Below are 14014 nucleotides of genomic sequence, written 5' to 3' on the forward strand. Positions count from 1 at the left end.
GGGGCCGCGCCAGGGGCGCGGCGGCGGGTCTCGACCCGCCGGGCTCAGGCCGACAGGCGCTTGCGGCCGTGGGCGCGGCGACGGGCCAGCACCTTGCGACCGCCGGCCGTGGCCATCCGCGCACGGAAGCCGTGGCGACGCTTACGGACGAGCTTGCTCGGCTGATAGGTTCTCTTCATGACGAATGGCCTTCAAAGGTCGAGGCGCGCTCGCGGGCGGCTATGCCGCTCCCGACCTTCACGCGTCCTGCATGTCTCGCAAACACGAAGGGCGCCCAAGTGGGGCGCCCCGTCGCGGGTGGCCGGCTTATGGCGGAAGGGTCGGCACAAGTCAACGTTTTGCAGCCCCCTTCGGGCCATTCCTTAGTGTCCGTCGAACTCCATGAGGGTGCGCACGTCCACGCCGAGGTCGCGCAGGCGCTTGGCGCCGCCGATCTCCGGCAGATCGATCACGAAACAGGCCGCCACGACTTCCGCGCCGATCTTGCGCAGCAGGTTGATCGCCGCGATGGCGGTGCCGCCCGTGGCGATCAGGTCGTCCACCAGCAGCACCCGGTCGCCGGGGCCGACGGCATCGACGTGGATCTCGATCTCGTCGGTGCCGTATTCGAGGGCGTAGGCCATCGAGACGGTCTTGTGCGGGAGCTTGCCCTTCTTGCGGATCGGCACGAAGCCGCAGGACAATTGGTGGGCGATGGCGCCACCGAGGATGAACCCCCGCGCCTCGATTCCCGCCACCTGCTTGATGCCACCGCCGGCATAGGGGTGCACCAGCGCATCCACCGCCCGCCGGAAGGAGCGCGGGTCCGACAGGAGGGTGGTGATGTCGCGGAAGATGATGCCGGGCTTCGGATAATCGGGAATCGAGCGAATCGATTCCTTCAGGGCGACGTGGCGGCGGGCTTCCATGCGGCGATCTTCCCTGACGAACGGGGCGGTTAAAGCAGATGGGTTGGCGCGATGCCAGTTGGCGCCCCTCAGCCGGCGCCCTGGGCCTTCTTCAGGATCGCCAGCAGGTCGCGCTGCAGGCTCTCGTTGCCGCAGCACACCGAGCGGGGAGCCAGGGGCTCGGCCGCGCCGTCCGCCGAGGTTACGAAACCGCCGGCCTCTCGCACCAGGGCGACGCCCCCGGCGAAATCGTAGGTCTGGAGATCGCGCTCCCAGTAGGCGTCGAGGCGTCCGCAGGCGACATAGGCGAGGTCGAGCGCCGCCGAACCCATGCGGCGGGTGCCGCCGGAGACCGCCATCACGGCGGAAATCTCGCGCAGCAGACGCGGATGGCTGCCGCGCCCGAGATAGGGCGTGCCGTAGCCGACGAGGGCATCCGCCATCTCGGTGCGGGCCGCGACCCGGATGCGGCGGTTGTTGAGGTAGGCGCCCTTGCCGCGCTCGGCGACGAACAGCTCGTCCTTGATTGGATCGAACACCACGCCCGCGACGATCACGCCCTCGCGCTCCAGCCCGATGGAGACCGCGAAATGCGGCACGCCGTGCAGGAAGTTCGAGGTGCCGTCGAGGGGATCGACGTGCCAGACGTGGCTCTTGTCGGTGCCTTCGATGATGCCGCTTTCTTCCAGCACGAGGCCGTAGCCGGGGCGCGCCTTCAACAGCGCATCGCGCACCACCTCCTCGGCCTTGCGGTCGGCGGCGGAGACGAAGTCGCCCGGCCCCTTGCGCGAGACCTGGAGGTTCTCGACCTCGCCGAAGTCGCGCCGCAGGCTGCGGGCGGCCTTGCGCGCGGCATCGACCATCACGGTCATGAGGGGCGAGGAAATCATAGCGTCTTGGACTCTTGCGTCGCGGATTTGCGACGGTGGTTACAGGCAGGAGGCTGCGATGGCGAGGCCATCGACAGCGGACCGTCATCGCGAGCGCAGCGAAGCGATCCAGGGATGCGCTTCGCCATGACGCGTTCCGCTGCCCTGGATTGCTTCGCTGCGCTCGCAATGACGGCGTGGGTGAAAGACCGAAAGGCTTCCTACTCGGCCGCTTCCACGAACACCGTGCCCGCGCGCGGCAGGCCGAGCGTCGCCCAGGTCTCCTTCAGCGCCTCGGTGAGGCGCGCGATCTGGGCGGCGTCGTGGAACGGCGACGGGGTGATGCGCAGGCGCTCCGTCCCGCGCGGGACGGTGGGGTAGTTGATCGGCTGGATGTAGATCCGGTGCCGTTCGAGCAAATGGTCGGCCGCCGCCTTACACAGCTCGGCATCGCCCACCATCACCGGGACGATGTGGGTCTGGGTCTCCAGCAGCGGCAGACCGGCCGCATCGAGGGCCGCCTTGGTCGCGGCGGCCTGACGCTGATGCGCGATGCGCTCCGCGTTGGAGTGCTTCAGGTAGCGCACGGAGGCTGTCGCCGCCGCCGCGACGGCGGGCGGAAGTGCCGTGGTGAAGATGAAGCCCGCCGCGAAGCTGCGCACCGCATCGCAGAGCGCCGCCGAGCCGGTGATGTAGCCGCCGACGCAGCCGAAGCCCTTGGCGAGCGTGCCCTCGATCACGTCCACCCGATGCATCACGCCGTCGCGCTCGGCGATGCCGGCGCCGCGCTCGCCATAGAGGCCCACCGCGTGGACCTCGTCGAGATAGGTCATGGCGCCATAGCGTTCCGCGAGGTCGCAGATCCGGCCGATCGGTGCCACGTCGCCGTCCATCGAGTAGACCGATTCGAACGCGACCAGCTTCGGCCGGTCGCCGGCCTCGCGCAGCAGCTCCTCGAGATGGGCGAGGTCGTTATGGCGAAAGATCTTCTTCTCGCAGCCGGAATGGCGCACGCCCTCGATCATCGAGTTGTGGTTGAAGGCGTCCGAGAGGATCAGGCAGTTCGGGATCAGCTTGGCGATGGTCGAGATGCCGGCCTGGTTCGACACGTAGCCGGAGGTGAAGACGAGGCCCGCCTCCTTGCCGTGCAGGTCCGCGAGTTCGCGCTCGAGATCGACCAGCGGCGAGGTGTTGCCGGCGATGTTGCGGGTGCCGCCCGCGCCGACGCCGCAGCGCGCGGCGGTCTCGGTCATGGCGCCGACTACGTCCGGGTGCTGGCCCATGCCGAGGTAATCGTTCGAGCACCACACGGTGATCTCGGTGACTGAGCCGTCGGGGCGGCGCCACTTCGCCACCGGGAACCGACCGGAGATGCGTTCGATGTCCGCAAAGACGCGGTAGCGGCGCTCGCTGTGCAGGCCGTCCAAAGCCTTACGGAAATACGAGTCGTAGCCGGCACCCGCCCGCACCTCCGCCACGGGGGAGAGTGTCTTGTCGAGGTTCCGGTGAGCAGGCATCGCGCGTCCTTCTGAGGGGGTCGCCGCCGGTTGGCTGTCGTAAGGTCGGGCGATGTATACCGACTTCCCGCCGCTCTGGAACCGCTACAAGTCGAAGGTCGGCCCATTGCGCCCTGCAACCCTCCCTGGATCCAGATCGATGAACGAGGACAAACCGGCGGCGCGGGAAGAGCGTTTGAAGGCGGCGCTCAGAGCGAATTTGCGTCGGCGCAAGGCTCAGGAGCGTGGCCGTGCGGCGCCGGACAAGCCGACCACCGAGCGGGACGATGCGTCGCGCGAGCGAAGCTGAGCCGTCATTCTCGGCTCGCGGTCCCGATTCCGACAAATCCGGTCTATAGCAGGCTTCACTTAAGCCTGGGCGTTCCCCGCCCGATACAGTTTTCAAGCTCCCGCCGCCGCTGCGGGGGCGCCAGGACGGACCCGATGGATCGCATCCACATTACCGGCGGCGCGCCGCTCAACGGCACGATTCCGATCTCGGGCGCCAAGAACGCGGCGCTTCCGCTGATGATCGCCAGCCTGATGACCGGCGAGACGCTGGAGCTCATCAACGTCCCGCGTCTGGCCGACATCACCGCCCTGCTCCGCATCCTCGGCAATCACGGCGTCGACCAGATGGTCGTCGGCAAGCGGCCGGGCCAGACCTCGGAGACCGGCCAGACCATCCGCCTCACCGCCTCGAACATCATCGACACGACGGCGCCGTACGACCTCGTCTCGACCATGCGGGCGAGCTTCTGGGTGATCGCGCCGCTGCTCGCCCGGTTCGGCGAGGCGAAGGTCTCGCTGCCCGGCGGCTGCGCCATCGGCACCCGGCCGGTCGATCTGCTCATCATGGCCCTGCAGCAGCTCGGCGCCGAGACCGAGATCGACGGCGGCTACGTTATTGCGAAGACGAAGAAGGGTCTGCGCGGGGGGCAGGTGTCCTTCCCGAAGGTCACGGTCGGCGGCACGCATGTCGCCCTCATGGCCGCTGCCCTCGCCTACGGCACGAGCGTGATCGAGAACGCCGCCCGCGAGCCGGAGGTGGTCGACCTCGCCGAATGCCTCAACAAGATGGGCGCGCGGATCAAGGGCGCGGGCACGCCGCGCATCGAGATCGAGGGCGTGGCCCGCCTCGGCGGCGCCCGCCACGAGGTGCTGCCCGACCGGATCGAGACCGGCACCTACGCCATGGCCGTGGCGATGACCGGCGGCGACGTCATCCTCAAGGACACCCGCGCCGATCTGCTGCACTCGGCCCTCGACATCCTGGCGACGACGGGCACCGAGATCACTCCGGTCGATGGCGGCATCCGCGTCCGCCGCAACGGCGGCGGGATCGCAGCGGTGGACGTCACCACCGATCCGTTCCCCGGCTTCCCGACCGATCTCCAGGCGCAGTTCATGGCTTTGATGACCCTGGCCAAGGGCCAGTCGCACATCCGCGAGACGATCTTCGAGAACCGCTTCATGCACGTGCAGGAGCTGGCCCGCCTCGGCGCGAAGATCCGCCTCGACGGCGACATGGCGATCGTGGAAGGCGTCGACCGCCTGCGCGGGGCGCCGGTCATGGCGACCGACCTGCGTGCCTCGGTCTCCCTCGTCATCGCCGGACTGGCTGCCGAGGGCGAGACGCAGATCAACCGCGTCTACCACCTCGACCGGGGCTTCGAAGCGCTCGAAGCCAAGCTCAACCGCTGCGGCGCGCAGATCGAACGCGTGCGGGGGTAAGTCTTTCACTAGGCTTGTTCCCGGATTGGGAACACGCTATCGTTCGTTTGTGAATGTCATTGCGCGCTCGAGTCTCGTGGCTTTCTGGTCTCGTCATCCGAGATCGGAAGGCCCCCTGCAGGCGTGGTACCTTCTCGCATCACGCGAGACATGGACTGGCCCGCAGGAGATCGAGCGCGCTTTTGGTACAACCGTTGATTTCATTGGCGATAATCGCGCGATCTTCGACATCGGCGGCAACAAGTACCGCCTCATCGTCCACTTCTCTTACAAATTCAAATCATGTCAGATCAAGTTTGTTGGAACGCATCGCGAATACGATGAGATCGATCCTCTTACCGTGGAGATCGCCCGCAAATGAATGAGATGACAATCTCCAGCGCCGCTCGGACCGTTCACAACATTCGGGCCTTGCGGACCGATGCGGATCATCAATGGGCGCTTGCGGAGGCAAGCCACTATTTCGAGAACGAACCCGAAATCGGCTCGCCGGATGGTGATCGTTTCGCTGTTCTGGTGGCGCTCATCACCGCCTATGAAAGCGAGCACTATCCCATCCCCGTGGCCGACCCGGTCGACATGCTGCACTTCGCCATCGAGGACATGGGTCGCTCGCAGGCCGGGCTGGCGGAGCTTTTGGGATCGCGGGCGCGGGCGTCGGAGATCCTGAACCGGAAGCGGCACCTCACCCTCGCGCAGATCCGTCTGATCAGCGAAGCGTGGCATCTGCCAATGGCGGCATTGGCGGCGCCCTATCGCCTGGATCGGGACGCGGCCTGAAACGGCGACGGACGGCCCGAGCCGCCCGCCACCGCTGTCGCGTCAGCCGCCGATGGCGCCGCGCTTGAGGCCGAACCCGGGGATCTCGCAGCCGCAGGGGGCATTGAACGGGCCCGGACGGGTCGGGCAATTGCCACGCGCCGTCACGCAGATTCGGCCGAAGCGGCGCGGGCCGTAATCGTAATCGTCGCGCTGGAAGCGGCGCGGGCGGTCGTCATAGTAATCCGGCGGCGGGGGCCGGCGCGGGCGGTAATCGTATTCGTCGCGGTAATACTGCGCGCTCGCCGGCGTACCCAGCGCCGGAGCGAGCGCGAGGGCGGTCAACACCGCCAGCGTGATGCGCTTCACCGTCATCGTCCTGCTCAATCGTTCGGCCGCGTTCCGGCGGCCACGGTCGCCTGCAACTTAGGCGTGCCATCATGAACGGTGCATGAGGCGGTGCGATCCGACCATAGCGGCGTTGCCCGGACAAGCCGGCGCCGCTACTGACGCCATGCCGCCCCGACTTGGGCACCCTCACCCGACCGGAACCCCTCGATGGAGCTTCTGAAGCTCGCAGCCCTGGACGCCGAAGACCTCACCGTGATCTCGGCCCATCTGCAGGACGCGATCCTGCGGCCGGAGGATCTGACCTATCTGAAGGGCGAGAAGCGCTTCGCCCTGGTGCTGCGCCGGTTCGACTGGTCTGCGGGTCCGAAGGCGCCGCCCCAGCGGCGGCTGAGCGGGCTGCATTTCGAGCGGGTGCTGGCGGTGCGCACGCGCGGACTCGAGCAGGGACCGGAGGCCATGCCGCTGAGCCTGTTGGCGATCACCTTCACGCCGGGCGACGCGCCCTCGGGGCAGGTCGAGATCCTGTTCTCCGGCAACGGGACGATCCGCCTTGAGGTGGAGTGCATCGAGGCGCGGATGCGCGACCTCGGCCCGGTCTGGGAAGCCGGCGGGCGCCCGGGCCACGACGACACGACCGGGCCGGCGGCCTGACACGGAGGGGGGACGATCATGGTCCGCATCGACAGCCGGGATCAGGATTTCGCGAAGGCCTTCGCGCACCTGCTCACCATGAAGCGTGAGATCTCCGAGGATGTGGACGATGCCGTCCGCAGGATCATCGCCGACGTGGTGGCAACGGGCGACGACGCCCTCGTCGAGTATACGCGCCGCTTCGACCGGCTCGGCGCCGACTTCTCGGCCGAGCGCCTGCGCATCGGGCCGGAGGAAGTTCAGGCCGCCGTCGCCGCCTGCCCGCCGGAGGCCCTGGACGCCCTCCGGCTCGCCGCCGAGCGCATCGAGACCTTCCACAAGGCGCAGAAGCCCGCCGACCACAAGGCCACCGACGCGCTGGGCGTCACGTCCGGCTGGCGCTGGACCGCCCTCGAATCGGTCGGGCTCTACGTGCCGGGCGGCACGGCGAGCTACCCGTCCTCCGTGCTGATGAACGCCGTCCCGGCGCGGGTGGCGGGCGTGCCGCGCATCGTCATGGTGGTGCCCACCCCCGATGGCGTGCTGAACCCGCTGGTGCTCGCCGCCGCGCATCTCGCCGGGGTGGACGAGATCTACCGGGTCGGCGGCGCGCAGGCCGTGGCGGCTTTGGCCTACGGCACCGCGACCATCGCGCCGGTCGCGAAGATCGTCGGCCCCGGCAATGCCTGGGTCGCGGCAGCCAAGCGCCGGGTGTTCGGGCAGGTTGGCATCGACATGATCGCCGGCCCCTCGGAGGTGCTGATCCTGGCGGATGGCGAGGCGAACCCGGACTGGATCGCCGCCGACCTGCTGGCCCAGGCCGAGCACGACGTCGCCGCCCAGGCCGTGCTGATCACCGACAGCGGCGAGCTTGCGGACGCCGTGGAAAGCGCGGTCGAGCGGGCCCTGGTCACCCTCCCCCGCGCCGAGATCGCGCGGGCGAGCTGGCGCGATTACGGCGCCATCATCCGCGTCCGTGACTTCGACGAGGCAGTGCCGCTGGTCGACCGGATCGCCCCCGAGCATCTGGAGATCGAGACGAAGGACGCCGAGGCCCTATCCCTCAAGGTCCGCAACGCGGGTGCGATCTTCCTCGGCTCGCACACGCCGGAGGCCATCGGCGATTACGTCGGCGGGCCGAACCACGTTTTGCCCACCGCCCGCTCGGCGCGGTTCTCCTCCGGCCTCGGCGTGCTCGATTTCATGAAGCGCACCACCGTTCTCGCCTGCACGCCGGAGAGCTTGCGGGCGCTCGGGCCGGCGGCGATAACGCTTGGCCGGTCGGAGGGGCTGGACGGGCACGCCCGTTCCGTGGCGATCCGGCTGAACTTGTGAGGCTTCGGGGATGTCGGACAAGGAGCGGGGGGCGGACAAGGGGCCGAACCGCCTCGTCTCGGTAACGCTGGACGAAGCGTCCATCGCCCGCGGCAACCCCGATCAGGAGCATGAGCGCGCCATCGCGCTCTACGACATCCTGGAGGGCAACAGCTTCTCGATCCCCGGCCGGGAGGGTCCATTCAGGCTTCTTCTCGGCCTCGTGGAGAACAAGCTCTCCTTCGCCATCAGCACGGCCGAGGGCGAGCCGGTGATGACGCATCTGCTCTCGCTGAACCCGTTCCGCCGGGTCATCCGCGATTACGAGATGATCTGCGAGAGCTACTACAACGCGATCCGCACCGCCTCGCCGAGCCAGATCGAGGCCATCGACATGGGGCGGCGCGGCCTGCACAACGAAGCCTCCGAGACGCTGAAGCAGCGGCTCGACGGAAAGGTCGACCTCGATCACGACACGGCGCGGCGCCTGTTCACGCTGATCTTCGCCCTCCACTGGAAGGGCTGAAATCAGTGGCGGACCCGCGTCCGGTCTGAACCGTCATGGCCGAGCCGCCACCCGATCCGGCCCCGCGCAAGCAGCGGGTGCAATCCGTGCTGTTCATGTGCAATTACAACGCGGTGCGCTCCCCCGCCGCCGAGGCCATCGCGCGCCATTATTTCGGCAAGTCGATCTATGTGCAGTCCGCGGGCGTCCGGCAGGGAGAGCCCATCGACCCGTTCATGGTCGCCGCCCTGGACGAGATCGGCATCGACGCGAGCCGCCACCGCCCCCGCACCGTCGAGGAGTTGGAGGATTGGGAGGGGCTGAACTTCGACCTGATCATCACCCTCGCGCCGGAGGCCCACCACAAGGCCATCGCGCTCACGCACATGCTGGCCGCCGACGTGGAATACTGGCCGACGCCGGACCCGACGCTTGTGCAGGACGCGTCGCGGGAGCAGCGCCTCGAAGCCTATCGCGACGTGCGCGACGGGCTGACGGCGAAGATCAAGCAGCGATTGAAATCGTAAGGGTCAGCGCAGGACCGCGCGCGGGCCGCTGACGGTCTCGAGCAGGGCGGCGCGCGCCCGCGCCACGAGGTCCGGCCGCGCCTGGGCGATGTCGTCGGCGTCGAGCAGCGGCGAATCCGAGAGGGCGGTGAGATAGGCGTTCTCCTCGCCCCGGCAGGACCGGAGCGCGGCATCCGCCGCGAGGTCCCGGCCGGTGAAGGCCGTGCCTTCGACATAGGCGCGTCCGAGGCAGCTTCTCCACGAGGTGTGGGCGGAGGCCGCGTCCCCGGCCAGCGCCGGGGCGGCGGTCAGCGCAACCACGATGGCCGCGGCGGAGAGGACCGGGAGGGAGAAGCGAAGGGCGGCCACGGGACGATCCGTTCGGCTGAAAGCACCTGTTAGCCTTCACGCAGAGGATAAAGGATCTCTTAACGCGGCCGCCCTGGTTGTCGATAACTCCCGCCGGATCAGTCCTGCTTCTCGAACGCCCCGGCGATGGTGAGGTGCAGGTCGTCGCCGATCAGCGGCAGGTAGGTCTTCACCCCAAACTCGGAGCGCTTCACCACGCCGGTCGCCTCGAAGCCGACGGTCATCTTCTTGTCGAGGGGGTTCACGCCCGCGCCGACGAGGGTGACGTCGAGGGTCACGGGCTTGGTCACGCCGTGCAGGGTCAGGTCGCCCGTGACCTTCGCGTGGTCCTTGCCGGCCGGTGCGATCTTGGTGGAGACGAAGGTCATCTCCGGGAACTTGGTGCTGTCGAGCCACTGGTCGCCCTTCAGCTCGTCGGTGAGCTTGGCGCTGGTGGTCGTCACGGAGGCGACGGGGATCTTGATCGTCAGCTTGGAGGCCGAGGGGTTCTTCGGCTGAAGCTCCAGCGTGCCGGACGCCTCGGAGAAGCCGCCGGCATAGTTCGAAAAGCCCATATGCGACACGCGCCAGCCGACCTGGGTGTGGTTCGGATCGACGGCGTAGGTGCCGGCCGGGATCTGGCCCGGGTCACGGGTCGGCGGGGTCTGCGCCTGCGCGGTGCCGATGCCGGCGAGCAGGAGGGTGAGGGTGGCGAACGTCTTCACAGGGCATCTCCGTGTGGGTGATGCGAGACGGCCTAAACCCCTTAATCCCATCGGTTAAGGCGAAGCTTGCCGTTCCTGTGCCGAAGCGCACACGGGCGTCAGTGCGCCCGGGCCACGCAGAATTCCACCGCGTCGAGGAGCGCGGACCGCACCGGCCCCTCGGGGAAGATCGCGAGCGACGCCTTGGCCTTCTCGCCGTAATGGCGGGCGCGGGCGACCGTCTCTTCCAGGGTGCCGTGACGGCGCAGGGTCGCCAAGGCGGTGGCGAGGTCGTCGTCGCGGATCTCGCCGCGCGTCAGGGTCCGCCGCCAGAAGGCGCGGTCTTCCTCGCTGCCGCGCCGGTAGGCGAGGACGATCGGCAGGGTGATCTTGCCCTCACGGAAATCGTCCCCGACGTTCTTGCCGAGCTCGGTGGAGGTGCCGCCGTAATCCAACGCGTCGTCGATGAGCTGGAAAGCGATGCCGAGATTCATGCCGTAGGCGCGCGCGGCCTCCTGTTCGGCCTCGCTGCGCCCGGCGATCACCGGCCCGACCTCGCAGGCCGCGGCGAAGAGTTCGGCGGTCTTGCCCCGGATCACGGCGAGGTAGGCCTCCTCGCTGGTCTCCAGGTTCTTGGCGGCGGCCAACTGCATCACCTCGCCCTCGGCGATCACCGTGGCGGCGGCGGAGAGGATGTCGAGCGCGCGCAACGAGCCAACCTCGACCATCATGCGGAAGGCCTGTCCCAGCAGGAAATCGCCGACGAGCACGCTCGCCTCGTTGCCCCACTTGATGCGCGCGGCGACGCGGCCTCGGCGCATGTCGCTCTCGTCCACCACGTCGTCGTGGAGGAGCGTCGCGGTGTGCATGAACTCGACGCTGGCGGCGAGTTTCACGTCCCCGTCCTTGCCGGCCTGGTCCGCGTAGCCGCAGAGTTGCGCGCAGGCGAGCGTGAGGATCGGCCGCAGGCGCTTGCCGCCCGAGGCGATGAGGTGGTTCGCCACCTCCGGAATCATCGCGACGTCGGAGCCCGTCCGGGAGAGGATCGTGGAGTTGACCCGCTTCATCCCGTCGGCCACCAGCGCGACGAGGTCGTTCAGCCCGGCATCGTCGGGCTTCTGCGGGTTCTCGATCGTGGCGGCGATACCCAAGATCCGTGACTCCCAAACCGGGCCGCGCGGGAGACGTCCGCGCGGAAAACATCGGCGCCGTCCAATCGCATGGTGCCTGCGGCGTCGCAACATGGGCGGATATGGGACAGGCGGCATCCGCACTCCACGCGGCGAATGCGCCAACCCCATACCGGAATCCCGGCAGAAGGAGGAGAGACGGGTTTGGTCGAACTGATCCGGGCGAACGACATCGTGCTCATCGGCTTCGCGCGTTCGCTCCTGGAGGATGCGGGCATCCCCGTCCTCGTCGCGGACGAGCACATGAGCGCCATGGAAGGCTCCATCGGCATGTTCGGGCGGCGCCTGCTCGTGCCGGACGACCACGCCGCCCAGGCCCGGCGCATCCTCAAGGATGCCGGGCTCGCGCACGAATTGCGGGCGCCGTGAGCGAGGCCGACGCCTTCCTCGGGGGCCGGCTGCGCCTGCACCAGCCGCCGCGCGGCGCCCACCGGGCCGGGACGGACGGCGTGCTTCTGGCGCGACTTCTCGCCGCCGAGCCGGGGGAGAGGTTGTGCGACCTCGGCTCCGGGCCGGGCATCGTCGGCCTCGCCTGCGCGATCCTGCGGCCTGGCGTCAGCGTCACGCTGGTCGAGCGCGACCCCGCCCTCGCGGACCTCGCCCGCGCCAACGCCGCGCTGAACGGCGTGGCGGCCGAGGTGATCGAGGCGGATGTCCTCGCCCCCGGCCGCGAGCGGGAAGCCGCCGGCCTCCCACCCGACCGCTTCGATTGCGTGCTGACGAACCCGCCCTTCTTCGAGGAGGGCCGTTACCGCCCCTCCCCCGACGCGGCCAAGGCCAGCGCCCACGGCTTCCCGGCCGAGGGTCTCGACGGCTGGATCCGCACCTGCGCCAGCATCCTGCGGCCGGGCGGGCGGCTCGGAATGATCCACAGGGCCGACGCCCTGCCCCGCTGCCTCGCGGCGCTGGCCAGTCGCTTCGGCGGGATCGCGGTGCGGCCCGTCTACGCGAAGCTGGAAGAGTCGGCGATCCGCATCCTCGTCTCCGCCGTGAAGGGGAGCCGGGCACCCTTCTCCCTCGCGCCGCCCCTCGTCCTGCACGGGCCGGACGGGCGCTTCACCCCTGAGGCCGACGCGCTCCACCGCTGAGAGAGCCCGCGCCGAAGCGCGCATTGTTGCTGCACCGCACCCTGAGGTAGGAGCAGAACCATGTCCGAGACCGCGACGATGACGCCCTCCCTCTGGACCCGGATGTCCAACCCCGGCCACTTCATGCGCTGGTCGGGGAAGGCCGTGCCGTGGCTGACGGCCCTGTCCCTCGCGGCCCTCGCCGTGGGGCTCTATCAGACCTTCTTCGTCGTGCCCGCCGACTATCAGCAGGGCGAGACGGTGCGGATCATGTACATCCACGTCCCGGCGGCGTGGCTCGGGGTGTTCTTCTACGGGGCCATGAGCCTGTCGGCGATCGGCACCCTGGTGTGGCGCCATCCCCTGGCGGACGTGGCCCAGCGGGCCGCCGCGCCCATCGGCGCCGCCTTCACCCTGGTCTGCCTCGTGACCGGCTCCCTCTGGGGCAAGCCGATGTGGGGCACTTACTGGGTGTGGGATGCGCGGCTCACCTCGATGCTGGTGCTGTTCCTGATCTATTGCGGCCTCATCGCCCTGTGGCGCACCATCGAGGACCCGAACCGGGCGGCGCGCGCGGTGGCGATCCTCACCCTGGTCGGCGCGGTGAACCTGCCGATCATCAAGTTCTCGGTGAACTGGTGGTCCACCCTGCACCAGCCGGCCTCGATCCTGCGGATGGGCGGCTCCACCATCGACCCGTCGATGCTCTACCCGCTGCTCCTGATGATCGGCGCGGCGACGCTCGGCGGCTCGACCCTGCACCTCTATACGATGCGCACCGAGATCATGCGCCGCCGGGTGCGGACGCTGACGATCCGCGAGGCGGAACGGCTCGATTCGGGCGCCCGCCGGATCGTGCCCGCCCCCGCCGCCGCGCCGCTTCCTCAAGCCCTGTAGGCTCGAACGTGTTCGATCTCGGATCGCATGGCGGCTTCATCGTCGCCGCCTACGCCTTCACGGCGCTGATCATGGTCGGCCTCGTGGGCAACGCCCTGCGCGACCGCGCCGCCCAGCGCCGCGCCCTGAAACGCTTCGGGGAGGACCGCCGGTGAGCGAGACCCACGACATCGCCGCGCCGCAAGCCCGGCGCTCGCTTCTGCTGATCCTGCCGGTTCTCGTGTTCGCCGCGCTGGCGGGCGTGATGTTCCTGCGCCTGCGCTCCGGCGCCGACCCGTCGGCCCTGCCCTCGGCGATGATCGGCAAGCCCGCGCCGAGCTTCGACCTGCCGGCCGTGCCTGGCCTCGCCAAGGACGGTGCGCCGGTCCCCGGCCTGTCGAGCGCCGACCTCAAGGGCGGCGTGACGGTGCTCAACGTCTTCGCGTCGTGGTGCGCGCCCTGTCAGGTCGAGCATCCGATGCTGATGCGGCTTGCCCGCGAGCCCGGCATCCGCCTCGTCGGCATCGACTACAAGGAGCCGGATCCGGCGGCCGGAAAGAAGTTCCTCGACCGGCACGGCGTGCCCTTCGCGGCAGTCGGCGCGGATGCGGATGGCCGCGCGGCCATCGATTTCGGGGTCTACGGCGTGCCGGAGACCTTCATCATCGGGCCGGACGGGGTGATCCGCGACAAGATCGTCGGCATCCTCACCCCGGAGAATTTTTCGAGCGTCCTCGCGCGCATCCGGGCCGCCGGGAAGGTGGCGGAGGCGCGCTGA

General features: G+C 69.0%; 21 protein-coding genes. 13 read left to right on the forward strand and 8 right to left on the reverse strand.

The features are described from left to right. Window positions 1-44: 44 nt before the first annotated feature. The 4 genes from rpmH to hemA all read right to left on the reverse strand — a co-directional run bounded on the left by rpmH (window position 45) and on the right by hemA (window position 3273). Window positions 45-179, reverse strand: coding sequence for a 50S ribosomal protein L34 (gene rpmH, locus AAHF99_RS15060; RefSeq protein ID WP_238205808.1), 135 nt, complete (start codon window positions 177-179; stop codon window positions 45-47). Between the two features lie 183 nt (window positions 180-362). Then, window positions 363-908, reverse strand: coding sequence for an adenine phosphoribosyltransferase (locus tag AAHF99_RS15065; RefSeq protein WP_342165212.1), 546 nt, complete (start codon window positions 906-908; stop codon window positions 363-365). Window positions 909-976: 68 nt separating this feature from the next. Further along, the gene (locus AAHF99_RS15070) at window positions 977-1777 is read right to left on the reverse strand and encodes an inositol monophosphatase family protein (protein WP_342165214.1); all 801 of its coding nucleotides are present in this window, start codon (window positions 1775-1777) and stop codon (window positions 977-979) included. Between the two features lie 200 nt (window positions 1778-1977). After that, window positions 1978-3273: a 5-aminolevulinate synthase gene (hemA, locus tag AAHF99_RS15075; protein ID WP_342165215.1), complete on the reverse strand. Its 1296-nt coding sequence runs from the start codon at window positions 3271-3273 to the stop codon at window positions 1978-1980. A 52-nt stretch (window positions 3274-3325) separates the two neighbouring features. On the opposite strand from hemA, the gene AAHF99_RS15080 reads away from it, so the two are divergent. From AAHF99_RS15080 to AAHF99_RS15095, 4 genes are all read left to right on the forward strand, one after another. Beyond that, entirely contained in the window at window positions 3326-3562 is a 237-nt protein-coding gene (locus AAHF99_RS15080; protein WP_342165216.1) for a hypothetical protein, read from the forward strand. A gap of 134 nt (window positions 3563-3696) precedes the next feature. Then, window positions 3697-4986 (forward strand): UDP-N-acetylglucosamine 1-carboxyvinyltransferase, encoded by a 1290-nt coding sequence (gene murA, locus AAHF99_RS15085; RefSeq protein WP_342165217.1) that lies wholly within the window; start codon window positions 3697-3699, stop codon window positions 4984-4986. A 76-nt stretch (window positions 4987-5062) separates the two neighbouring features. Continuing rightward, window positions 5063-5347 (forward strand): type II toxin-antitoxin system HigB family toxin, encoded by a 285-nt coding sequence (locus tag AAHF99_RS15090; protein ID WP_412759890.1) that lies wholly within the window; start codon window positions 5063-5065, stop codon window positions 5345-5347. After that, window positions 5344-5766 carry a helix-turn-helix domain-containing protein gene (locus AAHF99_RS15095; RefSeq protein WP_342165218.1) on the forward strand — a complete coding sequence of 141 codons (423 nt, stop codon included), beginning with the start codon at window positions 5344-5346 and terminating at the stop codon, window positions 5764-5766. Before AAHF99_RS15090 ends, AAHF99_RS15095 begins: the two co-directional genes overlap by 4 nt. A gap of 42 nt (window positions 5767-5808) precedes the next feature. Here the strand turns inward: AAHF99_RS15095 and AAHF99_RS15100 are convergent, their stop codons facing one another. Beyond that, on the reverse strand, window positions 5809-6114 hold the full coding sequence (locus AAHF99_RS15100; protein WP_412759891.1) for a hypothetical protein: 306 nt from the start codon (window positions 6112-6114) through the stop codon (window positions 5809-5811). 189 nt (window positions 6115-6303) lie between these two features. On the opposite strand from AAHF99_RS15100, the gene AAHF99_RS15105 reads away from it, so the two are divergent. Genes AAHF99_RS15105 through AAHF99_RS15120 form a run of 4 tightly spaced genes read left to right on the forward strand, consistent with a single transcriptional unit; the run spans window position 6304 to window position 9072 of the window. Then, entirely contained in the window at window positions 6304-6747 is a 444-nt protein-coding gene (locus tag AAHF99_RS15105) for a DUF2948 family protein (protein WP_342165221.1), read from the forward strand. 18 nt (window positions 6748-6765) lie between these two features. Beyond that, a complete protein-coding gene (gene hisD, locus AAHF99_RS15110) occupies window positions 6766-8061 on the forward strand; it encodes a histidinol dehydrogenase (RefSeq protein ID WP_342165223.1) in 1296 nt (431 codons plus the stop codon). A gap of 10 nt (window positions 8062-8071) precedes the next feature. Further along, window positions 8072-8566, forward strand: a complete 495-nt coding sequence (locus AAHF99_RS15115; protein WP_243955314.1) for a UPF0262 family protein — start codon at window positions 8072-8074, stop codon at window positions 8564-8566. A 35-nt stretch (window positions 8567-8601) separates the two neighbouring features. Next, the gene (locus AAHF99_RS15120) at window positions 8602-9072 is read left to right on the forward strand and encodes an arsenate-mycothiol transferase ArsC (protein WP_243955312.1); all 471 of its coding nucleotides are present in this window, start codon (window positions 8602-8604) and stop codon (window positions 9070-9072) included. Between the two features lie 3 nt (window positions 9073-9075). On the opposite strand, the gene AAHF99_RS15125 is transcribed toward AAHF99_RS15120, so the two are convergent. From AAHF99_RS15125 to AAHF99_RS15135, 3 genes are all read right to left on the reverse strand, one after another. Next, the gene (locus tag AAHF99_RS15125; RefSeq protein WP_342165226.1) at window positions 9076-9420 is read right to left on the reverse strand and encodes a hypothetical protein; all 345 of its coding nucleotides are present in this window, start codon (window positions 9418-9420) and stop codon (window positions 9076-9078) included. Between the two features lie 98 nt (window positions 9421-9518). Beyond that, entirely contained in the window at window positions 9519-10124 is a 606-nt protein-coding gene (locus tag AAHF99_RS15130; RefSeq protein WP_342165228.1) for a YceI family protein, read from the reverse strand. A gap of 98 nt (window positions 10125-10222) precedes the next feature. Further along, window positions 10223-11248 carry a polyprenyl synthetase family protein gene (locus AAHF99_RS15135; protein WP_342165279.1) on the reverse strand — a complete coding sequence of 342 codons (1026 nt, stop codon included), beginning with the start codon at window positions 11246-11248 and terminating at the stop codon, window positions 10223-10225. 189 nt (window positions 11249-11437) lie between these two features. Between AAHF99_RS15135 and AAHF99_RS15140 the strand changes: the two genes are divergently transcribed. From AAHF99_RS15140 to AAHF99_RS15160, 5 genes are all read left to right on the forward strand, one after another. Continuing rightward, a complete protein-coding gene (locus AAHF99_RS15140; RefSeq protein ID WP_243955307.1) occupies window positions 11438-11662 on the forward strand; it encodes a putative signal transducing protein in 225 nt (74 codons plus the stop codon). Next, window positions 11659-12381, forward strand: a complete 723-nt coding sequence (locus tag AAHF99_RS15145; protein WP_342165229.1) for a tRNA1(Val) (adenine(37)-N6)-methyltransferase — start codon at window positions 11659-11661, stop codon at window positions 12379-12381. Before AAHF99_RS15140 ends, AAHF99_RS15145 begins: the two co-directional genes overlap by 4 nt. Before the next feature lie 78 nt (window positions 12382-12459). Next, window positions 12460-13257, forward strand: a complete 798-nt coding sequence (locus AAHF99_RS15150; RefSeq protein ID WP_342165281.1) for a heme ABC transporter permease — start codon at window positions 12460-12462, stop codon at window positions 13255-13257. 8 nt (window positions 13258-13265) lie between these two features. Further along, window positions 13266-13412: a heme exporter protein CcmD gene (ccmD, locus tag AAHF99_RS15155; RefSeq protein ID WP_342165230.1), complete on the forward strand. Its 147-nt coding sequence runs from the start codon at window positions 13266-13268 to the stop codon at window positions 13410-13412. Next, complete coding sequence (locus AAHF99_RS15160) at window positions 13409-14014, forward strand: DsbE family thiol:disulfide interchange protein (protein WP_342165232.1); 606 nt, start codon at window positions 13409-13411, stop codon at window positions 14012-14014. The genes ccmD and AAHF99_RS15160 overlap by 4 nt, the downstream gene beginning before the upstream one ends.

Source organism: Methylobacterium litchii (assembly GCF_038442315.1).
GTDB classification, from domain to species: Bacteria; Pseudomonadota; Alphaproteobacteria; order Rhizobiales; family Beijerinckiaceae; genus Methylobacterium; species Methylobacterium litchii.